A 16,422-nucleotide genomic window follows, 5' to 3' on the forward strand; every position below is an offset into this window, starting at 1 on the left:
GTCAACTGGGCTCTCCTGACTGCGAGATGGACGATGGAGCCGACGCTGCGGACGGCAGCTGAGGGTCCGTGAAACGCACCGGAAGCGCCGCGAGCCCTTTGCTCCAGGGCGACTTGACCCAGGCGAGCTCGCTCTCCGGCACGGCCAGTTCCAGATCGGGCAGCCTGTGCCGGATGGTGTCCACCGCGGTTCGGGTGATCAGCCGGGCCGGGTCCTGCGCCGGGCAGGTGTGCGGGCCCGCGCCGAACGCCAGATGCGAACGGTTGCCGCTCACCGGAACCCCGTCCGCGGGCAGGATCTCGGGGTCCTGATTGGCCCCCGCGAGGCCCAGGAGCAGCATGTCCCCGGCACGGATCTCCTGTCCGGCGAAGGTCAGGTCGCGGGTGGCGTAGCGCGCGGGGAAGTTCTGCGTGGGCGGGAAGCGCCACAGTACGAGATCGAGCGCGTCGTCCACGCTCAGATGCCCGCCCGTCAGCGAGGACCGGAACGCCGGGTCGCAGAGCAGGATCCGCAGGGTGGTGGCAATCCAGTTCACGGTGGTCTGATTCCCCGCCACGAGCATCACCACCAGGTTGTGCAGCACTTCCTCGTCGGTGAGCCGCGCCGGATGGTGCAGCAGCGCCGATGGCACGTCGTTTCCCGGTGTCTGCCGCTTCTCCTCGATCAGCCCCTGCAGGATCACGCCCATCCGCTTGCCCGCGTTGACCGAGTCGGCGTTGGCGGCGGCCATGCCCGCGATCGCCTGCACCAGCTGCTGGCCGGTCCGCTCGTCCAGACCGAGCAGCCCGGTGATGACCATCATCGGAAGCTTGCGCGCGTAGTGGGGGACCAGGTCGGCCTCGCGCCGTGCGGCGAAGGACGCGATCAGCCGCTCGGCCGTGGCCCGTACGCTGCGGCGCAGCTCGTGCCCGTTGATCCTGGCCAGCGCGTCGGACACGGCGGCCCGCATACGGCGGTGCTGCTGTCCGTCGGCGTACAGCAGTGCGGGCCGCCAGCCGACGATCGGCAGGATCGGCGAGTCGGCGGGGACCCGGCCCTCGCGCAGCAGGGTCCAGCGGCGCGGGTCGTGCGAGAAGTCCTGCTCCTCACGGGTCAGCCGGAGCAGTTCGCGATGGCCGAGTACGAGCCAGGCCTCGATGCCGGGCGCGATGGTCACCGGGGCCACCGGGCCGTGTTCGCGGCGCAGTTCCTCGTAGAGCGCGGGCATGGCGTCGCCGTCGAGATCGGGTCCGTAGAGCGGGGTCGCGACCGGGCAGCGGCCTGCGGGCGAGTGCGCAGGTACGGCGGACGGGTGCGGGGGTACGGCAGGCGGCGTGCTCATGAGGACTCCGTGGCTGCGTGGATGAGATGGCTGACGAGGGCGATCAGCGCCCGAACCGAGGAGCGGGCGTCGCGCGCGTCGCAGGAGACCAGCGGGGTGCTGGGGAGCAGGTCGAGGGCCGTGCGCAGCTCCTCCTCGCGGTGCAGCGGGCTGCCGGGGAAGACGTTCACGGCCACGGCGAAGGGCAGGTCGAGATCCTCCAGATTGCCCAGGGCGTCGAAGGACGCGGACAGATCGCGGGTGTCGATCAGGGCCAGCGCACCCAGCGCACCCTTGGCCAGGTCCCGCCAGGCGGGCAGGAAGCGCTGCTGGCCGGGGGTGCCGAACAGATAGAGCACCAGTTCGCCGTCGATCGTCATCCGGCCGAAGTCCAGGGCGACGGTGGTGGTCTTCTTGGACCGCTCGCCGCCGGTGTCGACGCGGGCGCCCGCCTGCGTCATCACCGCCTCGGTGGACAGCGGCCTGATCTCCGAGACGGTACCGATCAGCGTGGTCTTGCCGACCCCGAGCGGGCCGACGACCAGGATCTTCGCCGCGCCCGCGACACTGGACGTGACGTACTTTCCCGACTGTCCCGACTCGGCGCCCGACGCCCGGCCAAGGGCGTCAGAGGCGGCTTTCGAGGCCATGGAGGACCTTTCTGAGCATGGTCACATCGGCGCGTTCGGCCGGCGGTATGGGCGGGCGGGTCACGATCAGGCCCCACTCGAGGAGGTCGGACAGCAGCACCTGCACCACCGAGGGCGACTGGCCCAGGTGGGCGGCCACCTCGGCGACCGACAGCAGACCCTGACAGTGCGACAGGATCGTGTGGTGTTCCGGCTGGAGGGACGCCGGGAAGGCGGCGTCCGTGGCCATCACCAGCGTCTCCCAGGACAAAGGCTCGCCGCCGGTGTCCGAGCGTCCGCCGGTGATGACATACGGACGGACCGCCGACGTGGTCCGTACCTCCGGGCGGTCCGTCATGAGGAAGGTGTCACCGGATCACGTGGCTGACTGCTCAGGTGCGCGCCGATCTTGGCGACCAGCAGCTGCATCTGCTGGGCGACCAGGCCCACATCGGCCCCCGTGTCGGTGGCCACCCCCAGATGCGCACCGACTCCTGCGTGCGTGAACAGCACGAAGCCGTGCTCGGACTCCAGCATCAGCTGGCGCACCCCCGCGCCGGCGCCGAACAGCAGCGTGGCGGTGGACCGGCCGGTCATGGTCATCGCGGCGCAGGCCGCGGAGAGCGATTCTGCTTCGGCCACGCTCAGGGAGGCGACCGCTCCCGAGAGGTTCTCGGCGGAGGCGTGCCCGAGGCGCAGCCCGTCCTCGGAGACGACGACGGCATGGCGGACGCCCGGGATCTCGGTCAGCGGGCGCAGCATCCAGCCCAGGTCGGGAAGTCTGGCAATGGTCCCGGTCACGGCCGGCCTCCATCGTGCTCGTCGGGTACGTCGGTGTGGTCCTCGTCGTTCTCCAGGGCCGCGCGCCCGCGGCGGGAGCCGGACACCACGCTGGCGATCGACGCGCGCGCGGCCTCCGGAGTCCAGGGGGAGGCGGGTTCGGGAGCCGGGGCCGGGGGCGGCGCGTGCAGGGCGCTCTGGGCCGCGGCCTCCACGGCGCTTCCGCGGCGGCTGCGGCGCCGGGGCAGCGCGCCGGGCGCGAGCACTTCGGCGGGCTCGGCGCCGGGCCCGGCAGGCTCGGCGGCCGCGGCCCCGGCGGGCGCTGTCACCGCGGGCGCCTGGTGCGAGGCCGTGAAGTGCGACAGCGGCTCGGTCAGCAGCCGGTACGGCACGAACGTCACCGCCCGAGTGCCCCCGTACGCCGATGTGCCCGTCAGCTCCACGTTGAAGCCGAGTTCCCGGCTCCACCGCCCGACACAGGCGAGCCCGAGCCGCGGCACCGCGCCCAGCCGGGCCAGGTCCAGTTCCTGCCGCAGCTGTCCGGTCGCCTGCTGGAGCACGTCCGGGGGCATGCCAAGACCCGCGTCGTCGATCTCCACGACCGCGCCCGCGCCCACCTCCCGGATCGTGACGACGACCTGGGTGCGGGAGGGGGAGAACACCGTGGCGTTCTCGAGCAGTTCGGCGATGGCGTGCATGAGGCCCTCGACCGCGGGCGGCACCACATAGAGCGTCTGCCCGCCGTGCACGTCGATGCGCCCGAACTCCACGATCCGGGACTGGGCGCCGCGTACACAGTCGTAGAGCGAGACCGGCCGGGTCTCCCTGCGGGCGGGCCAGATACCGCACATCACCAGCAGGGTCTGGGCCTTGCGGGTCATCTGCGCGGCCGCGTGGTCGGCCTTCATCACCTCGGCCATCAGCCGGGTGTCGTCGATGGACTGCTCGACATGGTCGAGGACCTGCTGCTGCACCGTGGCCATCGCGTGCATGGTGCGGGCCACCGATTCGAAGGCCGCCTGCACGGAGTCCCGCAGTGCCCGTTCGCGGCGTACCGCCTCGTCGGAGCCGAGGGCCACGACCACCGCGGCCAGTGCCCGGGCGAATTCGTGGCCGGTGTCCTCGGGGGCGAGCGGCCCGGGAATGCCGTCGAGCCGCTGTCCCGTACGCATCCGTTCGGTGATGGCGGGAATCCGTACCGAGGCCAGATGCGCCACTTCGGCGCCCCGGGCGGCGGCGACGGCCTGCTCGCGGACCCGTAACGCCCGCTCGGCCCGCAGCTGCCGCAACAGCAGGAGCGCCCAGGCGAGCAGCAGCACCGCCGCGGCCACGCAGCCGCCCGCCAATATCTGCCGGCTCACCACGACAACCTCACCACGACGACCTCGACACGACGTTCTTGCAGACCACGACCACGGAGACTGAGCCCTTCCCGGACACGCCGAGCTCCCGCGGGGGATCGGGAGCAGTCAGATCCTATGAGCAACAGGTCATGCTCGAACGCCAGTTGTGCAACTCTCGTCACTTTGCTGCCGCCTCCCGCTTCCGGCTCCTTCACGGATCCGTCACAGGAAGGGCGACGCTCCCGGTTCGTCTTCGACGAGCGCGACCCGGCCGCGCTGCGTACGCTCATGGAGTGGAGGTCCGCGCAGTGCCGCAGGACGGCTATCCGTGGGACGAGCTGCACAAACCGCGGGTGGAGACATGACGACGCCCCCGATTCCCGTACTGCTCTATCACGCCGTGATGGACGATCCGCCCGACTGGATCGCCGAATTCACCGTCACACCACGGGACTTCCGCGCGCAGCTGGACGCGATCGTGGCCGGCGGCCGCACGCCCGTCACGATCAGCGCGCTGGCCGGCCACTTCGCGGGCCGCTCCCCGCTGCCGGACCGGCCCGTCGTCCTGACCTTCGACGACGGTTTCGCCGATCTGCCGGGCCCCACCGCCGATGCGCTGGCCGCCCGCGGCCTGCCCGCAACGGCGTATCTCACCACCGGCGCCGTCACACCGGGGCGGCGCAGCCTGCTGCCGCCCGCGCCGATGATGAAGCTCTCCGAGGCGCCGCTCCTGGAGCAGTACGGCATGGAGGTCGGCGCCCACACCATCACGCACCCGCAGCTGGACACGCTCCCGGCCAAGGCGCTGCGGCGTGAACTGACCGAGCCCAAGGCGGTGCTCGAGGATGTCCTCGGCCACGAGGTGGCGCATCTCGCCTATCCGCACGGCTACAACGGCCCGGCCGTCCGCAGGGCCGCCCTCCGCGCGGGCTACGCCTCGGCGGTCGCCGTCCGCCACGCGCTGAGCTCCGGGACCGACGAGAGTTACCGCATCGCCCGCCTCATCCTGCGCCGCAGCCACACAGTGGCGGACATCGAGGCGTGGATGGACGGACGGGGCGCGCCGGTCGCGCCGTTCCCCGACTCGCTGCCGACGGTCGGGTGGCGGCTCTACCGGCGCGCCCGCGCCAGGCTCAAAGGTCCGGTCTTCGCGGGCTGACGTTCCGACGGCCTGTGCGGCGCGTCCCCGCGGTGCGTGCGGCTATTCCTCCAGCGTCAGGGCGTCCCTGAGCCTGACCAGAGTGCGTGACAGCAGCCGGGACACGTGCATCTGTGAGATGCCGAGCTCCTCACCGATCTCCGACTGCGTCATGTTCGCGACGAAGCGCAGGGAGAGGATTGTGCGGTCCCGTGGCGGAAGGCTCGCAATCAGCGGCTTCAGCGACTCGACGTACTCGATGCCTTCGAGGCCGTGGTCCTCGTAGCCGATGCGGTCGGCCAGCGCGCCCTCGCTGTCGTCCTCCTCGGGCTGGGCGTCGAGCGAGCTCGCGGTGTACGCGTTGCTCGCCGCCATGCCCTCGACGACCTGGTCGTTGCTGATGCCCAGCTGCTGGGCCAGCTCGTCCACGGTGGGTGCGCGGTCGAGCTGCTGGGAGAGTTCGTCGCCCGCCTTGGCGAGGTCGAGGCGCAGCTCCTGAAGGCGGCGCGGTACCCGTACCGACCAGGAGGTGTCGCGGAAGAAGCGCTTGATCTCACCGACGATGGTCGGCATCGCGAAGGTCGGGAACTCCACGCCCCGGCTGAGCTCGAAGCGGTCGATCGCCTTGATCAGGCCGATCGTGCCGACCTGGATGATGTCCTCCATCGGCTCACTGCGGGTGCGGAAGCGGGAGGCGGCGAACTTCACGAGCGCCAGGTTGAGTTCGACGAGTGTGTTGCGCACGTACGCGTGCTCGTGGGTGCCCTCTTCGAGGGACTCGAGCCGTCCGAAGAGCGTCTTGGACAGGGCTCGCGCGTCCAGCGCCCCCATCTCGTCGTACGGCGGGATCTCCGGGAGTGCCTCGACGAGTTCGGGGCCGTCGGGGCTCGCGGACGGGGGGGTGCCGGGGGCGGGCGGTGCCGACGGCGCGGTGGGGGTGCGCGTTTCGTCGAGCCGGGGTGACATGGTCTCCTCCATCGTTCTCGGCATATGGCTGCCGATGCCAATACATGCGCTGCGGTGAGCGGCGCCTCCAAAGCCGGTCGTGGTTGTTTGTGTCCCTACTAGCCCTACCCGCTCCGGGTGGACCGGTGCAAGTGTCAAATGCGCCATATGCCCGTTTTGATAGGGAGTTCGGCTGGCCCCCCGGCGTACGGAAGGCGTAATGTTCGACGGACGTCAGCGCCGTCATCGACGGCGCTGTGCGCGCAGAGCGGCACGGTGGACGATCCGGCGCACCATCGGCGAATACGCAGTGATGACGCAGCGAACGACACGGCGAAGAGGGACGGGCAATGGACCGCGGGACGGTCGGCAGCGCGAACCGGGGCCGGCTTCAGGTCGAGGTTCGGACCGAGGGCCACAGCGAGGTTGTGAAACCGGCGGGTGAGTTGGATCACCACACCGCCGATCTGCTCCGCGCGCCCTTGGAGGAAGCACTCGCTCAGGGCCGTGCGCGCCTTGTGATCGACTGCTCACAGCTCGAATTCTGCGATTCCACAGGACTCAATGTGCTGCTCGGTGCCAGGCTGAAGGCGGAAGCGGCCGGGGGAGGGGTCCATTTGGCCGGGATGCTGCCCGTAGTGGCAAGGGTTTTCGAGATCACCGGGGCGGAGGCGGTCTTCACCGTGCACGACTCGCTCGAAGAGGCCCTTTCCGGCTGACGGCCCACCTTCCTGTAGTCCGCGTCACGCGTACCGCGCAGGCGTCGTGGGTGTTGTCACGATCCGGCAGGGCAGGAGAACCCCGCAGAACGTTGATGGCCCAGCACTCTGAGTACTGAAGTAGATGGCGAATCGGTGAATCGGTGAGGTGAAGCGCTGATGAGCACCACCCGGCAGCAACCGCCGGGCGACCTCGGTCCCGAGCCGAACGGCGCCGGCGCCGCCGACTCCTCCGGGGTGCCCGGCAACCTGGTGCGCAGGCTTGCCCTGGGCAGCGCGAGCGGCATCGTGCCGCTCGCGCGCGACTTCACGCGCCAGGCGCTCTACGACTGGGGCTGGCTGCCCGCCGCCACGGCCGACCGCCGGGCGGCCGCCGAGGATGTGCTGCTCGTCGTCTCCGAACTGGTCACCAACGCCTGCCTGCACGCGGAGGGCCCGGAGGAACTGCGAGTCGGCTGCGACGGCAAGGTGCTCCGCCTCGAGGTCACGGACCGCGGCACGGGACAGCCCGCGCCGCGCACCCCGCACCGGGCGGGCCGGCCCGGCGGACACGGCATGTTCATCGTCCAACGGCTCTGTCTGGACTGGGGAGTTGTCCGGGTCCCCGGAGCCCCGGGCAAGACGGTCTGGGCGGACCTCGCCGCTCCGTCGTAGCCGCTCGCGGTGGTGTACGGCAGGTTTTGAAACTCTTGTAGAGCACGTCAATAGGGCGTGCTCTTTGTCTTCCCTCCCCAAGGTCCCAGGCGTACCTTGAGCGCCCGATCTGATGTGTCGTCAGTAACTTCGGCGACACCCGGCGGTAACTTCCGGCATGAGGGGAACTAGAGGTGTCGTACCAGAAGCGGACAGCTCTCTCGCTGGCAGCAGCGGTGGCGGGCTCGGTGGTGCTGATGGCCGCCCCCGCCGCCCATGCCAGTGTCCAGGACGTCGATTACCAGTGTCAGACGCCGATCGGGCCGAAAGGCGCGGTCTCGCCGATCGACATCAAGGCCGTCAAGAGCGGCAGCGGCTACCAGCTGACCATGACCTTCCAGAAGGGTGTCTCCTCCAGCCCGGTGGAGCTCGGCAAGGGCGCGATGAAGCCGAGCGCCCTGATCAAGCTGGGCGGGGCCGACGGGGGCACGGTCGCGGTGTCCGGGCCGCCGAACGCGGCCGCGATCCCCGCCAACACCCCCATCAAAATCAGTGACTTGTCGGGCACGTACACGCCCAGGAAGAGTGGCAAGGTCACCTTCACGGCCGGCGTGCTGACCATCAAGGCCCTTGGTACGACGACGACCTGCACGCCCAAGAACAATCCGAAGCCCTCCCTCGAACTGGACGTCGCCGCGGCGACCGGCTCACAGTCCGCGCCCTCCGGCGGCGGCGAACTGCCCAGGACCGGCCCGCTCGACTCGGCACTCGCGCTCGGCACGCTCGGCGGCACCGTGCTGCTGTCCGGGGCTGCCGGAGTGCTCTGGCTGACCAGGCGCGGTCAGCGGACCGCGAGCTGACCCGTGCTGCCGCGCCTCGCCGTCACCTTTGCCGCGCTGCTGTGCGCGCTGTGCGCCCCCGCGGCGCGGGCGGCGGACGCGGCATGGACGGTGCAGCCGGGCGGCGCCCGGCCGTACGTCTATCTGGAGGGCGGGCCCGGAACGGTGCTGGAGGACACGCTGTCCGTGACCAACCCGGGCACGAAGCCGCTCACCGTACGGCTGCGCCCGGCCGACGCGTACAACACCGGGACCGGGGCGCTCGCCGTACGCGGCGCGCGGAAGTCCCACGGCGCTGGCACCTGGATCACGCTCGCATCCGAGCGCGTGAGAGTTCCGCCGCGCACGCGCGCACAGATCCCCTTCTCGGTCACGGTTCCCCCGGGCGCGCTCCCCGGCGACCACCCCGGCGCGATCATGGCGGCCTCCGGCGGGCGGGAGGCGGGGTTGCGGATCCATCTGCGCGTCAGCGGCCCGACGCTGGCGGCCTTCACGGTCGAGCAGGTGAAGATCTCCGGCGGCGCGATCCACTACACCCTCGTCAACCGCGGCAACACCGTTCTGACCCCGCGCGTGACGATCCGAGCGGACGGCCTCTTCGGCGAGGTACTGCGCCGCGCGCCGCGCACGCTCCCCGTGGAACTCCTCCCCGCCCAGCGCGTCACCCTCGCCGAGAAATGGCCCGGGCATCCGTCCCTGGACGCGGTGACGGTCCACGTTGATGCGACGGCGCCCGGCGACGCCCGGGCGAAGGGGTCGGCGTCGGTGACGTTCGTGCCCTGGGCGACGGTGGCCGGTTCTGCGGCGGGGCTGCTCGCGGCGGCGGGCGGCACCGTGTGGTTCCTGCGCCGCCGCCGACGTCCTGCGGACCCTGGCCCGACCCTTGAACAGACCGGCAGCGAACGGCACTTGGCGAGGTCAGGAGCATGAGGATGTATGAAGCCGACGTGCCGCGTCGCGAAGCCGGTCCTGCGCAAACCCTGGCCGTGCTGTTCGCCCTGCTCCCGTTCCTGCTGCTTCCCCTGGCACCCCGGGCCACCGCGGCCGACGCGCAACCCGACGTCAAGCTCTCCCGGCAACAGGCGGGCGCGGGCGGGGACATCACCGTCAGCGGCAGCGGTTGGCGGCCGAACACCCTGCTGATGATGCTCATCTGCGGGCAGGCCGCGCCAGGCAAAGGCGTCATCGGCGGCACCAACGCCTGCGCCAACGCCGAGGGCCGCGCCGTCACCACCGACGCCAAGGGCGCCTTCAGCAAGAAGATGCCGGTCGCCGAGCCGCCCAAACCCTGCCCCTGTGTGGTGCACGTGGCGACCGTCACCGGTGAACAGGCCCTCGTGGACGCCCCGTTCGTCGTCGCGGGCTACCCTACCGCCCCACTGCCCGGGCGCACCGGCGGCGGAAGGCTCGCCGTGCTCGCCGCCACCCGGCTCGAAGGCGACTCCGGCATCCTCGTCTTCTTCGGAGCCCCGCCGTCCCGCCGGCTCGAATTCACTGTCGGCAACCTGGGTTCCGAGCCGGTGAAGGACCCCGTCTTCCAGATCGGCACCGCGCACGGCGTCTTCGCCCCGCAGTGGGAGGAGCAGCAGTGGCGCGGCACGATCGCGCCCGGCCGGAAGGTACTGGTCAAGCTGCCCGTCCAGCTCTCCGCGGGAGCGCACGGCGACTACCAGATCTCGGTCAAGTACGGCACGAAGGTGCTCGCCGAACAGCCGTGGGGTGTCGGCCGTCCCTGGGGCGTGACGATCTTCTGGATCCTGCTCGCCGTGGTCGTGCCCGCCGCCGCCTTCCGTATCGGCATGGCGGTCGTCGACCGCGTCCGCCCCCGCGGCAACGGCCGCCCCCGCGCCCGCGGCACCGGCCGCCACCGCACCGTACGGCTGCGCAGGCCACCGGACCCCGGGCCGAGGAGCACCACGACCACCACGGCGGCTCTGCCGTGGTTCACACCTGACTCCGCACCGTCAGACAACCGGTCCACGACGAAGGGACATTCGTGAGCACGCAACGGAGGATGAGCGCGGCCGGGGTCGCGCTGATGCTCGGCGGCGCGGGGATCCTGCTGGCCGCAAGCCCCGCCCAGGCAGCCGAGGTCGCATATAAGACGGAGTGCATCCCACCACCCATCTCGGGGCTGCCACCCGTGCAGGGCACCACGAAGGTGCAGATCACCGCGCCCGCCGAGGCGAAGGTCGGCGACGAGGTCGAAGTGGTGTGGAAGTTCGTCGAGGCGGCCTCGAAGAACCCCGACATCCTCGACCTGGACAAGGACACGGTGAAGCCGACCGGCACGCTGAAGGCGGCCGGGGCACAGACCGTGAACATCGCGATGGAGGGACCGCGTTCGAACCCGCCGATTCCCAAGAACAGCCCGATGAAGCTGTCCGACATGAAAGGCAAGATCAAGCTGACCACGGCGGGCGAGATCACGCTGACGCCGGATGCGTACAACATCAACGTCTCCAAGCCGATGTCGACCGACACCAAGTGCACGCCGAAGGAGACGGTCAAGGCGGCGGCGACGATCAAGGTGACGGACGGCGGGGGCGGTACGTCGGGCGGCACGACGAGCGGTGGTTCGACCTCGGGCGGTTCGACTTCGGGCGGTTCGACTTCGGGCGGTTCGACTTCCGGTGGTTCGACCTCGGGCGGATCCACGTCCGGCGGGGGCGGCGGCCAGACCGACTTCCCCGGCAAGGAAGTCACCGTCGCCTTCGCGTGCAAGTCGCCGGGACCGGCGAGCATCAACTCGAAGGTGACCATCAACGCCAAGAAGAACGGCGGCAGTTACGACCTGGTCGTCAAGACGGCCAAAGGCGTCATGAACAGCCCGGCCGCACTCCCCGCCGGCGCACTCAAGCCCTCCATGGCGGTCCTCCTCGGCGGAGCCGACAAGGGCACCGTCCCGGTCACGGGCCCCGCGAACCCCGACCCCCTGGAACAGGGCAAACCGGTCGACCTGCCCGACATGACCGGTACGTACAAGCCGGGCGCCAGCGGCAAGTCCACACTCAGCCCCGGCACCCTGACGATCGACGTCACCCTGGGCGGCCAGAAGATCAGCATCCCGTGCACGGTCAAGGGCACGGCGGAGGCCTCCCTCGAACTCGACACGTCGGCCCAGCCGGGAGGCGCGTCGGGCGGCTCCAGCAATGGCAGCGGCAGCTCGGCTGGGGGCACATCGAGCGGCGGCACGAGCACAAGCGGCGGCCTGGCCCAGACGGGCTCCGACAACGCCGGCGCCCTGCGCGCCCTGGCCCTGGTCGCGGGCACGGTGATCCTGCTGGGCGGCGCGGTCTTCACGTTCACCCCGTGGCGCAGGCTGCGCGGGACGCGCTAGAGCGACCGAACGGCGCCTCGGCCCCGGCCCGCCAGGCCGGGGCCCGAGTGCGTCTTGCTCAGATGTTGCTCAGATCGGCCTTCGCGCTTTGCTTGTCCAAGATCCGGACGGATATGTTCCATGCATTCGCCCGAGCGAAGGCGGAGTTGGGTAATCGGCACATAAGTGCAGCTCGATGAGCTCTGACCGTCCATCGTGGTGCACGGCCGCAGAAAGGAAAGCAAATGCGCTGGGGGAAGAAGTTCGCCACGGGGACGCTCGCCATGCTGATGGGAGCTACGGCGACAGGGCTGGTCACCGCGGCACCTGCCGAGGCGGCTACGGCCAAGTACGCGTGCAAGGCGTATGCCGACATGGACAGCATCGGCAGGCCCACGGCCTACTCCACGTGTGTCAAGAAGGGCAGCGGCAAGGCTGTCCGTCTCCACCGGGTGGAGATCAAGTGCGACCAGGTTCAGGGCGCCCGCGAGACGGTCGTCACTTACACCCTGCACGGCCCGTGGGTGTCGCCGGCCAAGAAGTCGAAGGTCAGGTGCGGCACCAAGAACTTCCTGCGCGGGTTCAAGGTCCAGACGAAGAGCTGAACAGCTGAAACACATGAGCCGGGCCGGTACGAAGCGATTCGTACCGGCCCGGCTCTGTTGTGCCCGCAGGCGCGGGGGAGCTACTTGACGTCACCCATGAGCGCGCGGATCTTCTTGCCCGCGGTCATGAACGCGAGGCCCGCGACGACGGCGATGATCGCCCACATCGTGTAGTAGACGGCGTCGCCCAGCGGGGCGTTGAGCTTGGTGGTCCAGCCGTTCAGGGCGTTGCCCGTCGAGGTGGCGAGGAACCACAGACCCATGATCTGGCCGACGAACTGCTTCGGAGCCAGCTTGGTCGACAGGGACAGACCGACCGGCGACAGGCACATCTCGCCGAGGGTCTGGACGAGGTAGACGCTGAGCAGCCAGAAGACGGTGACCTTGCCGGTCTCGCTGTTGGCGGCGGCAGCGCCGGCCAGACCCATGATCGCGAAGGAGCCACCGATGAGGAGCATCGCCAGGGCGAACTTCATCGGGGTGCTGGGCTCGCGGTTGCGCTTGGCCAGCTTGACCCACAGAGCGGCGAACAGCGGGGCCAGGATGATGACCATCATCGGGTTCACCGACTGGTACCAGGAGGCCGGGAACTCCCAGCCGCCGATCATGCGGTCCGTCTTGTTGTCGGCGAAGATCGTCAGCAGCGAGCCGGACTGGTCGTAGATCATCCAGAACAGCACGGCGGTCAGGAAGAACCACACGTAGGCCTGGATCTTCGGCCTGTCCTCACTCTTCAGCGCCGGGTTACGGAAGATCGTGACGAAGTACACGATCGGCACGACGATGCCGAGGATGGCCAGGACGTTGACGATGTGCTCGATGTCGTACGTGCCCGCGACCAGGTCGATGACCAGCGCGCCGAGGGCGATGCCGCCCCACAGCACGACCTTGCGCAGCGTCGCGCGCTTCTCCTCCGGCGAGGCCGGCGTGGCCGGCTCCTTGCCGACGTCACCGAGGTGACGGCCGCCCAGGACGTACTGGACGACGGCGAGGCTCATGCCGATACCGGCAACGGCGAAGCCGAGGTGCCAGTTGACGTTCTCGCCGAGGTAGCCGACGACCAGCGGAGCGGCCATGCCGCCGATGTTGATCGCCATGTAGAACAGCGTGAAACCGGCGTCGCGGCGGGCGCTGGGCTGACCCTCGTAGAGGCCGCCGACCATCGCGGAGATGTTCGGCTTCAGCAGGCCCGTACCGACCGCGATCAGGGCGAGACCGCAGAAGAAGGCGATGTCGGTCGGGATCGCGAGGGTGAAGTGGCCCAGCGCGATGACGATGCCGCCGACGAGAACGGCCTTGCGCGCACCCCAGAGGCGGTCCGCGACCCAGCCGCCGGGCATCGCGCCCATGTAGACGACGGCGTTGTAGACGCCGTAGATCGACGCGGCCAGGGCTTCACGACCCTCAAGGGGCCCGTCGAGAACACCCGCGATCAAGTAGAGGACGAGGATGCCGCGCATTCCGTACCAGGAAAAGCGCTCCCACATCTCGGTCATGAAGAGGGTGGCCATACCGCGGGGGTGGCCGAAGAAGGTCTTCTCGCCGGAGGGGGTACCGGCAGTGTCCTTCGTCAGGCTGGACGCCATGGGTCGATCCTTGCTAGCTCGGGACGCGGCGCTTCGTGAGCGTTACGCGCCCGGTGGGGGGCGGCCGGCACCGGCAAGGGAGGTGTCCCACCCCACGCCTTTGGGGCTCACTCCGCGGAAGGCGAAGACGGGGGACAGTCCGCACCGGGATCCACGCCCCGCGCGCTGTGTCGCGCTCGGGGCCCGGCCCACAGGTCAGTCACTGTCTCGAGGCCGGCAACCCAACCTCGCGCAGCAAAGAGACCCTTGACCGGTGTCGCAGGCCAAAGGTCCCGTGTCGTGCTACAGGCGTCACGCCACCATACGACACGACACAGCCCCATATGGAAGGACTTGAGAGATGGATCACAGGCATACCTGGAACCAGGTGCCCTGAATCGAAGGTCGTAATCATGATCGCATCCTTAACCCGCAGGCCTTGCCGATCACGCAACGACGCGTGCGCCACGCGGACTACCATCACCCCATGACCCGTGTACTGCTCGCCGAGGACGACGCTTCCATCTCGGAGCCGCTGGCCCGCGCCCTGCGACGGGAGGGTTACGAGGTCGAGGTCCGCGAGGACGGCCCGACGGCGCTGGACGCCGGACTGGCAGGCGGTGTCGACCTCGTCGTCCTCGACCTGGGGCTGCCCGGTATGGACGGCCTGGAGGTCGCGAGACGGCTGCGCGCCGAGGGCCACACGGTGCCGATCCTGGTGCTGACGGCCCGCGCGGACGAGGTGGACACCGTCGTCGGCCTGGACGCCGGCGCGGACGACTACGTCACCAAGCCGTTCCGCCTCGCCGAACTGCTAGCCCGGGTCCGGGCCCTGCTGCGCCGCGGCGCCTCTGAACCCTCACCCGCGCCGGCGACGCACGGCGTGCGGATCGACGTCGAGTCGCACCGCGCCTGGATGGGCGACGAGGAACTGCAGCTCACGGCGAAGGAGTTCGACCTGCTGCGCGTCCTGGTCCGCGACGCGGGCCGGGTGGTCACGCGCGACCAGCTGATGCGTGAGGTCTGGGACACGACGTGGTGGTCCTCGACGAAGACGCTGGACATGCACATCTCCTGGCTGCGCAAGAAACTGGGCGACGACGCGGCGAACCCGAGGTACATCGCGACGGTGCGGGGTGTGGGTTTCCGCTTCGAGAAGAGCTGAGCCCCCGGGACGGCCTCCCGCGCTCACGCCGTTCCGGTGGGGAGTGACCCTGTCCGGGCCGGCCCTCCGGGTTCGCCCGCGAAGCCACCCACCGGGCAGCAACCGCCAACGCCCCTGGCCCACGGCAGCCACGACCCCTGGAAACGACCAAACGGACACCGCCGGAGAGCACCATGCGACGACGACTCATCACCTCAACCCTCGCCGTCGTCCTCGTCGTCATCGCCGTCTTCGGTGTCTCCCTCGTTCTCGTCGAGACCCGCACCATCTCCAGCAGCGCCCAGGAAAGCGTCGACTCCGAGGCACTGCGCCTCGTCAGCATCGTCGACAGCCGGCTCATCGGCGGTGAGCCCGTCAACCCCGACATCCTCTCCGAGCAGAGCGGCGCCAAGCGGTACGCCCTGATCACGATCCCCGGCCGCGAGCCGATCGAGATCGGCAAGCGCCCCACCGGCAGCGTCATCCGCGGGGTCGCGCACGGTGAGCGCAACGAGAGCGTCACCGTCGAGGAGTCCCGCTCGTCCGTGACGCGCGAGGTCGGGCGGACCCTGTTGATCATCGCCGGGGTCGCGCTGCTCGCCGTCGTCGCCGCCGTGCTGCTCGCCGTACGCCAGGCGAACCGCCTCGGCTCCCCGCTCACCGATCTCGCCGAGACCGCCGAGCGCCTCGGCTCCGGCGACCCGCGCCCCCGGCACAAGCGCTACGGCGTCCCCGAGCTGGACCGCGTCGCGGACGTCCTCGACTCCAGTGCCGAGCGCATCGCGCGCATGCTCACCGCCGAGCGCCGGCTCGCCGCGGACGCCTCGCATCAGCTGCGTACGCCCCTGACGGCGCTCTCCATGCGGCTGGAGGAGATCACCCTCACCGACGACCCGGACACGGTGAAGGAGGAGGCGAGCATCGCGCTCGCGCAGGTGGAGCGGCTCACCGACGTCGTGGACCGGCTGCTCACGAACTCCCGCGACCCCCGCACCGGCTCCGCCGTCGTCTTCGACCTCGACGAGGTGGTCAAGCAGCAGCTGGAGGAGTGGCGCCCGGCCTACCGCAGCGCGGGCCGCGCCATCGTCTGCTCGGGAAAGCAGGGCATGCGAGCCGTCGGCACCCCGGGCGCGGTCGCCCAGGTGCTGGCCGCGCTGATCGAGAACTCGCTCATGCACGGCGGGGGAACGGTCGCGCTGCGGACCCGTGTCACGGGAAACCAGGCCGTGGTCGAGGTGACGGACGAGGGCCCGGGCGTACCGGCCGACCTCGGCGCGCGGATCTTCGAGCGGACCATCAGCGGCCGCAATTCCACCGGCATCGGACTGGCCGTGGCCCGGGATCTGGCGGAGGCGGACGGTGGCCGGCTGGAGCTGCTCCAGCAGCATCCGCCGGTCTTCGCGCTGTTCCTGAGCCGGGTGGCGCGCAGCCGCAAGAACGGCCCGCCCACGGTCCGCTGAAGC

At 70.2% G+C, this 16,422-nt stretch carries 17 protein-coding genes; 10 read left to right on the forward strand and 7 right to left on the reverse strand.

Annotation, left to right across the window (positions count from 1 at the left end; all coding sequences use genetic code 11):
- Nucleotide 1 precedes the first annotated feature (1 nt).
- The 5 genes from OHA61_RS23470 to OHA61_RS23490 are packed head-to-tail and all read right to left on the reverse strand — an operon-like array spanning nucleotide 2 to nucleotide 4,070.
- A complete protein-coding gene (locus tag OHA61_RS23470; protein ID WP_406304695.1) occupies nucleotides 2-1,321 on the reverse strand; it encodes a cytochrome P450 in 1,320 nt (439 codons plus the stop codon).
- Nucleotides 1,318-1,950, reverse strand: a complete 633-nt coding sequence (locus OHA61_RS23475; protein WP_324989479.1) for an ATP/GTP-binding protein — start codon at nucleotides 1,948-1,950, stop codon at nucleotides 1,318-1,320. The genes OHA61_RS23470 and OHA61_RS23475 overlap by 4 nt, the downstream gene beginning before the upstream one ends.
- Nucleotides 1,928-2,287: a DUF742 domain-containing protein gene (locus tag OHA61_RS23480; protein WP_405598558.1), complete on the reverse strand. Its 360-nt coding sequence runs from the start codon at nucleotides 2,285-2,287 to the stop codon at nucleotides 1,928-1,930. The genes OHA61_RS23475 and OHA61_RS23480 overlap by 23 nt, the downstream gene beginning before the upstream one ends.
- Nucleotides 2,284-2,730, reverse strand: coding sequence for a roadblock/LC7 domain-containing protein (locus OHA61_RS23485; protein ID WP_406304696.1), 447 nt, complete (start codon nucleotides 2,728-2,730; stop codon nucleotides 2,284-2,286). Before OHA61_RS23485 ends, OHA61_RS23480 begins: the two co-directional genes overlap by 4 nt.
- Nucleotides 2,727-4,070 (reverse strand): ATP-binding protein, encoded by a 1,344-nt coding sequence (locus OHA61_RS23490; RefSeq protein WP_406304697.1) that lies wholly within the window; start codon nucleotides 4,068-4,070, stop codon nucleotides 2,727-2,729. Before OHA61_RS23490 ends, OHA61_RS23485 begins: the two co-directional genes overlap by 4 nt.
- 343 nt (nucleotides 4,071-4,413) lie before the next feature.
- On the opposite strand from OHA61_RS23490, the gene OHA61_RS23495 reads away from it, so the two are divergent.
- The gene (locus tag OHA61_RS23495) at nucleotides 4,414-5,211 is read left to right on the forward strand and encodes a polysaccharide deacetylase family protein (RefSeq protein WP_406304698.1); all 798 of its coding nucleotides are present in this window, start codon (nucleotides 4,414-4,416) and stop codon (nucleotides 5,209-5,211) included.
- A gap of 42 nt (nucleotides 5,212-5,253) precedes the next feature.
- On the opposite strand, the gene OHA61_RS23500 is transcribed toward OHA61_RS23495, so the two are convergent.
- Nucleotides 5,254-6,156 carry an RNA polymerase sigma factor SigF gene (locus tag OHA61_RS23500; RefSeq protein ID WP_361916324.1) on the reverse strand — a complete coding sequence of 301 codons (903 nt, stop codon included), beginning with the start codon at nucleotides 6,154-6,156 and terminating at the stop codon, nucleotides 5,254-5,256.
- Between the two features lie 329 nt (nucleotides 6,157-6,485).
- Here OHA61_RS23500 and OHA61_RS23505 point away from each other — a divergent pair, with 329 nt between their 5' ends.
- The 7 genes from OHA61_RS23505 to OHA61_RS23535 all read left to right on the forward strand — a co-directional run bounded on the left by OHA61_RS23505 (nucleotide 6,486) and on the right by OHA61_RS23535 (nucleotide 12,250).
- Nucleotides 6,486-6,854 (forward strand): STAS domain-containing protein, encoded by a 369-nt coding sequence (locus OHA61_RS23505; protein ID WP_324981752.1) that lies wholly within the window; start codon nucleotides 6,486-6,488, stop codon nucleotides 6,852-6,854.
- A 159-nt stretch (nucleotides 6,855-7,013) separates the two neighbouring features.
- A complete protein-coding gene (locus tag OHA61_RS23510) occupies nucleotides 7,014-7,508 on the forward strand; it encodes an ATP-binding protein (RefSeq protein WP_406304699.1) in 495 nt (164 codons plus the stop codon).
- Nucleotides 7,509-7,681: 173 nt separating this feature from the next.
- Nucleotides 7,682-8,347 carry a peptidase gene (locus OHA61_RS23515; RefSeq protein WP_324981747.1) on the forward strand — a complete coding sequence of 222 codons (666 nt, stop codon included), beginning with the start codon at nucleotides 7,682-7,684 and terminating at the stop codon, nucleotides 8,345-8,347.
- Nucleotides 8,348-8,350: 3 nt separating this feature from the next.
- Entirely contained in the window at nucleotides 8,351-9,256 is a 906-nt protein-coding gene (locus tag OHA61_RS23520) for a hypothetical protein (protein ID WP_406304700.1), read from the forward strand.
- Nucleotides 9,253-10,326, forward strand: coding sequence for a hypothetical protein (locus OHA61_RS23525; RefSeq protein WP_406304701.1), 1,074 nt, complete (start codon nucleotides 9,253-9,255; stop codon nucleotides 10,324-10,326). The genes OHA61_RS23520 and OHA61_RS23525 overlap by 4 nt, the downstream gene beginning before the upstream one ends.
- Nucleotides 10,327-10,340: 14 nt before the next feature.
- A complete protein-coding gene (locus OHA61_RS23530; protein ID WP_406307431.1) occupies nucleotides 10,341-11,666 on the forward strand; it encodes a hypothetical protein in 1,326 nt (441 codons plus the stop codon).
- A gap of 224 nt (nucleotides 11,667-11,890) precedes the next feature.
- Nucleotides 11,891-12,250, forward strand: coding sequence for a hypothetical protein (locus tag OHA61_RS23535; RefSeq protein ID WP_406304702.1), 360 nt, complete (start codon nucleotides 11,891-11,893; stop codon nucleotides 12,248-12,250).
- Between the two features lie 80 nt (nucleotides 12,251-12,330).
- On the opposite strand, the gene OHA61_RS23540 is transcribed toward OHA61_RS23535, so the two are convergent.
- On the reverse strand, nucleotides 12,331-13,836 hold the full coding sequence (locus OHA61_RS23540) for a peptide MFS transporter (protein ID WP_406304703.1): 1,506 nt from the start codon (nucleotides 13,834-13,836) through the stop codon (nucleotides 12,331-12,333).
- A gap of 466 nt (nucleotides 13,837-14,302) precedes the next feature.
- On the opposite strand from OHA61_RS23540, the gene OHA61_RS23545 reads away from it, so the two are divergent.
- A complete protein-coding gene (locus OHA61_RS23545; RefSeq protein ID WP_186357118.1) occupies nucleotides 14,303-14,980 on the forward strand; it encodes a response regulator transcription factor in 678 nt (225 codons plus the stop codon).
- A 173-nt stretch (nucleotides 14,981-15,153) separates the two neighbouring features.
- Nucleotides 15,154-16,419, forward strand: coding sequence for an ATP-binding protein (locus OHA61_RS23550; RefSeq protein WP_324976918.1), 1,266 nt, complete (start codon nucleotides 15,154-15,156; stop codon nucleotides 16,417-16,419).
- Nucleotides 16,420-16,422: the final 3 nt, after the last annotated feature.

Source organism: Streptomyces sp. NBC_00885, assembly GCF_045207475.1.
Taxonomy (GTDB): domain Bacteria; phylum Actinomycetota; class Actinomycetes; order Streptomycetales; family Streptomycetaceae; genus Streptomyces.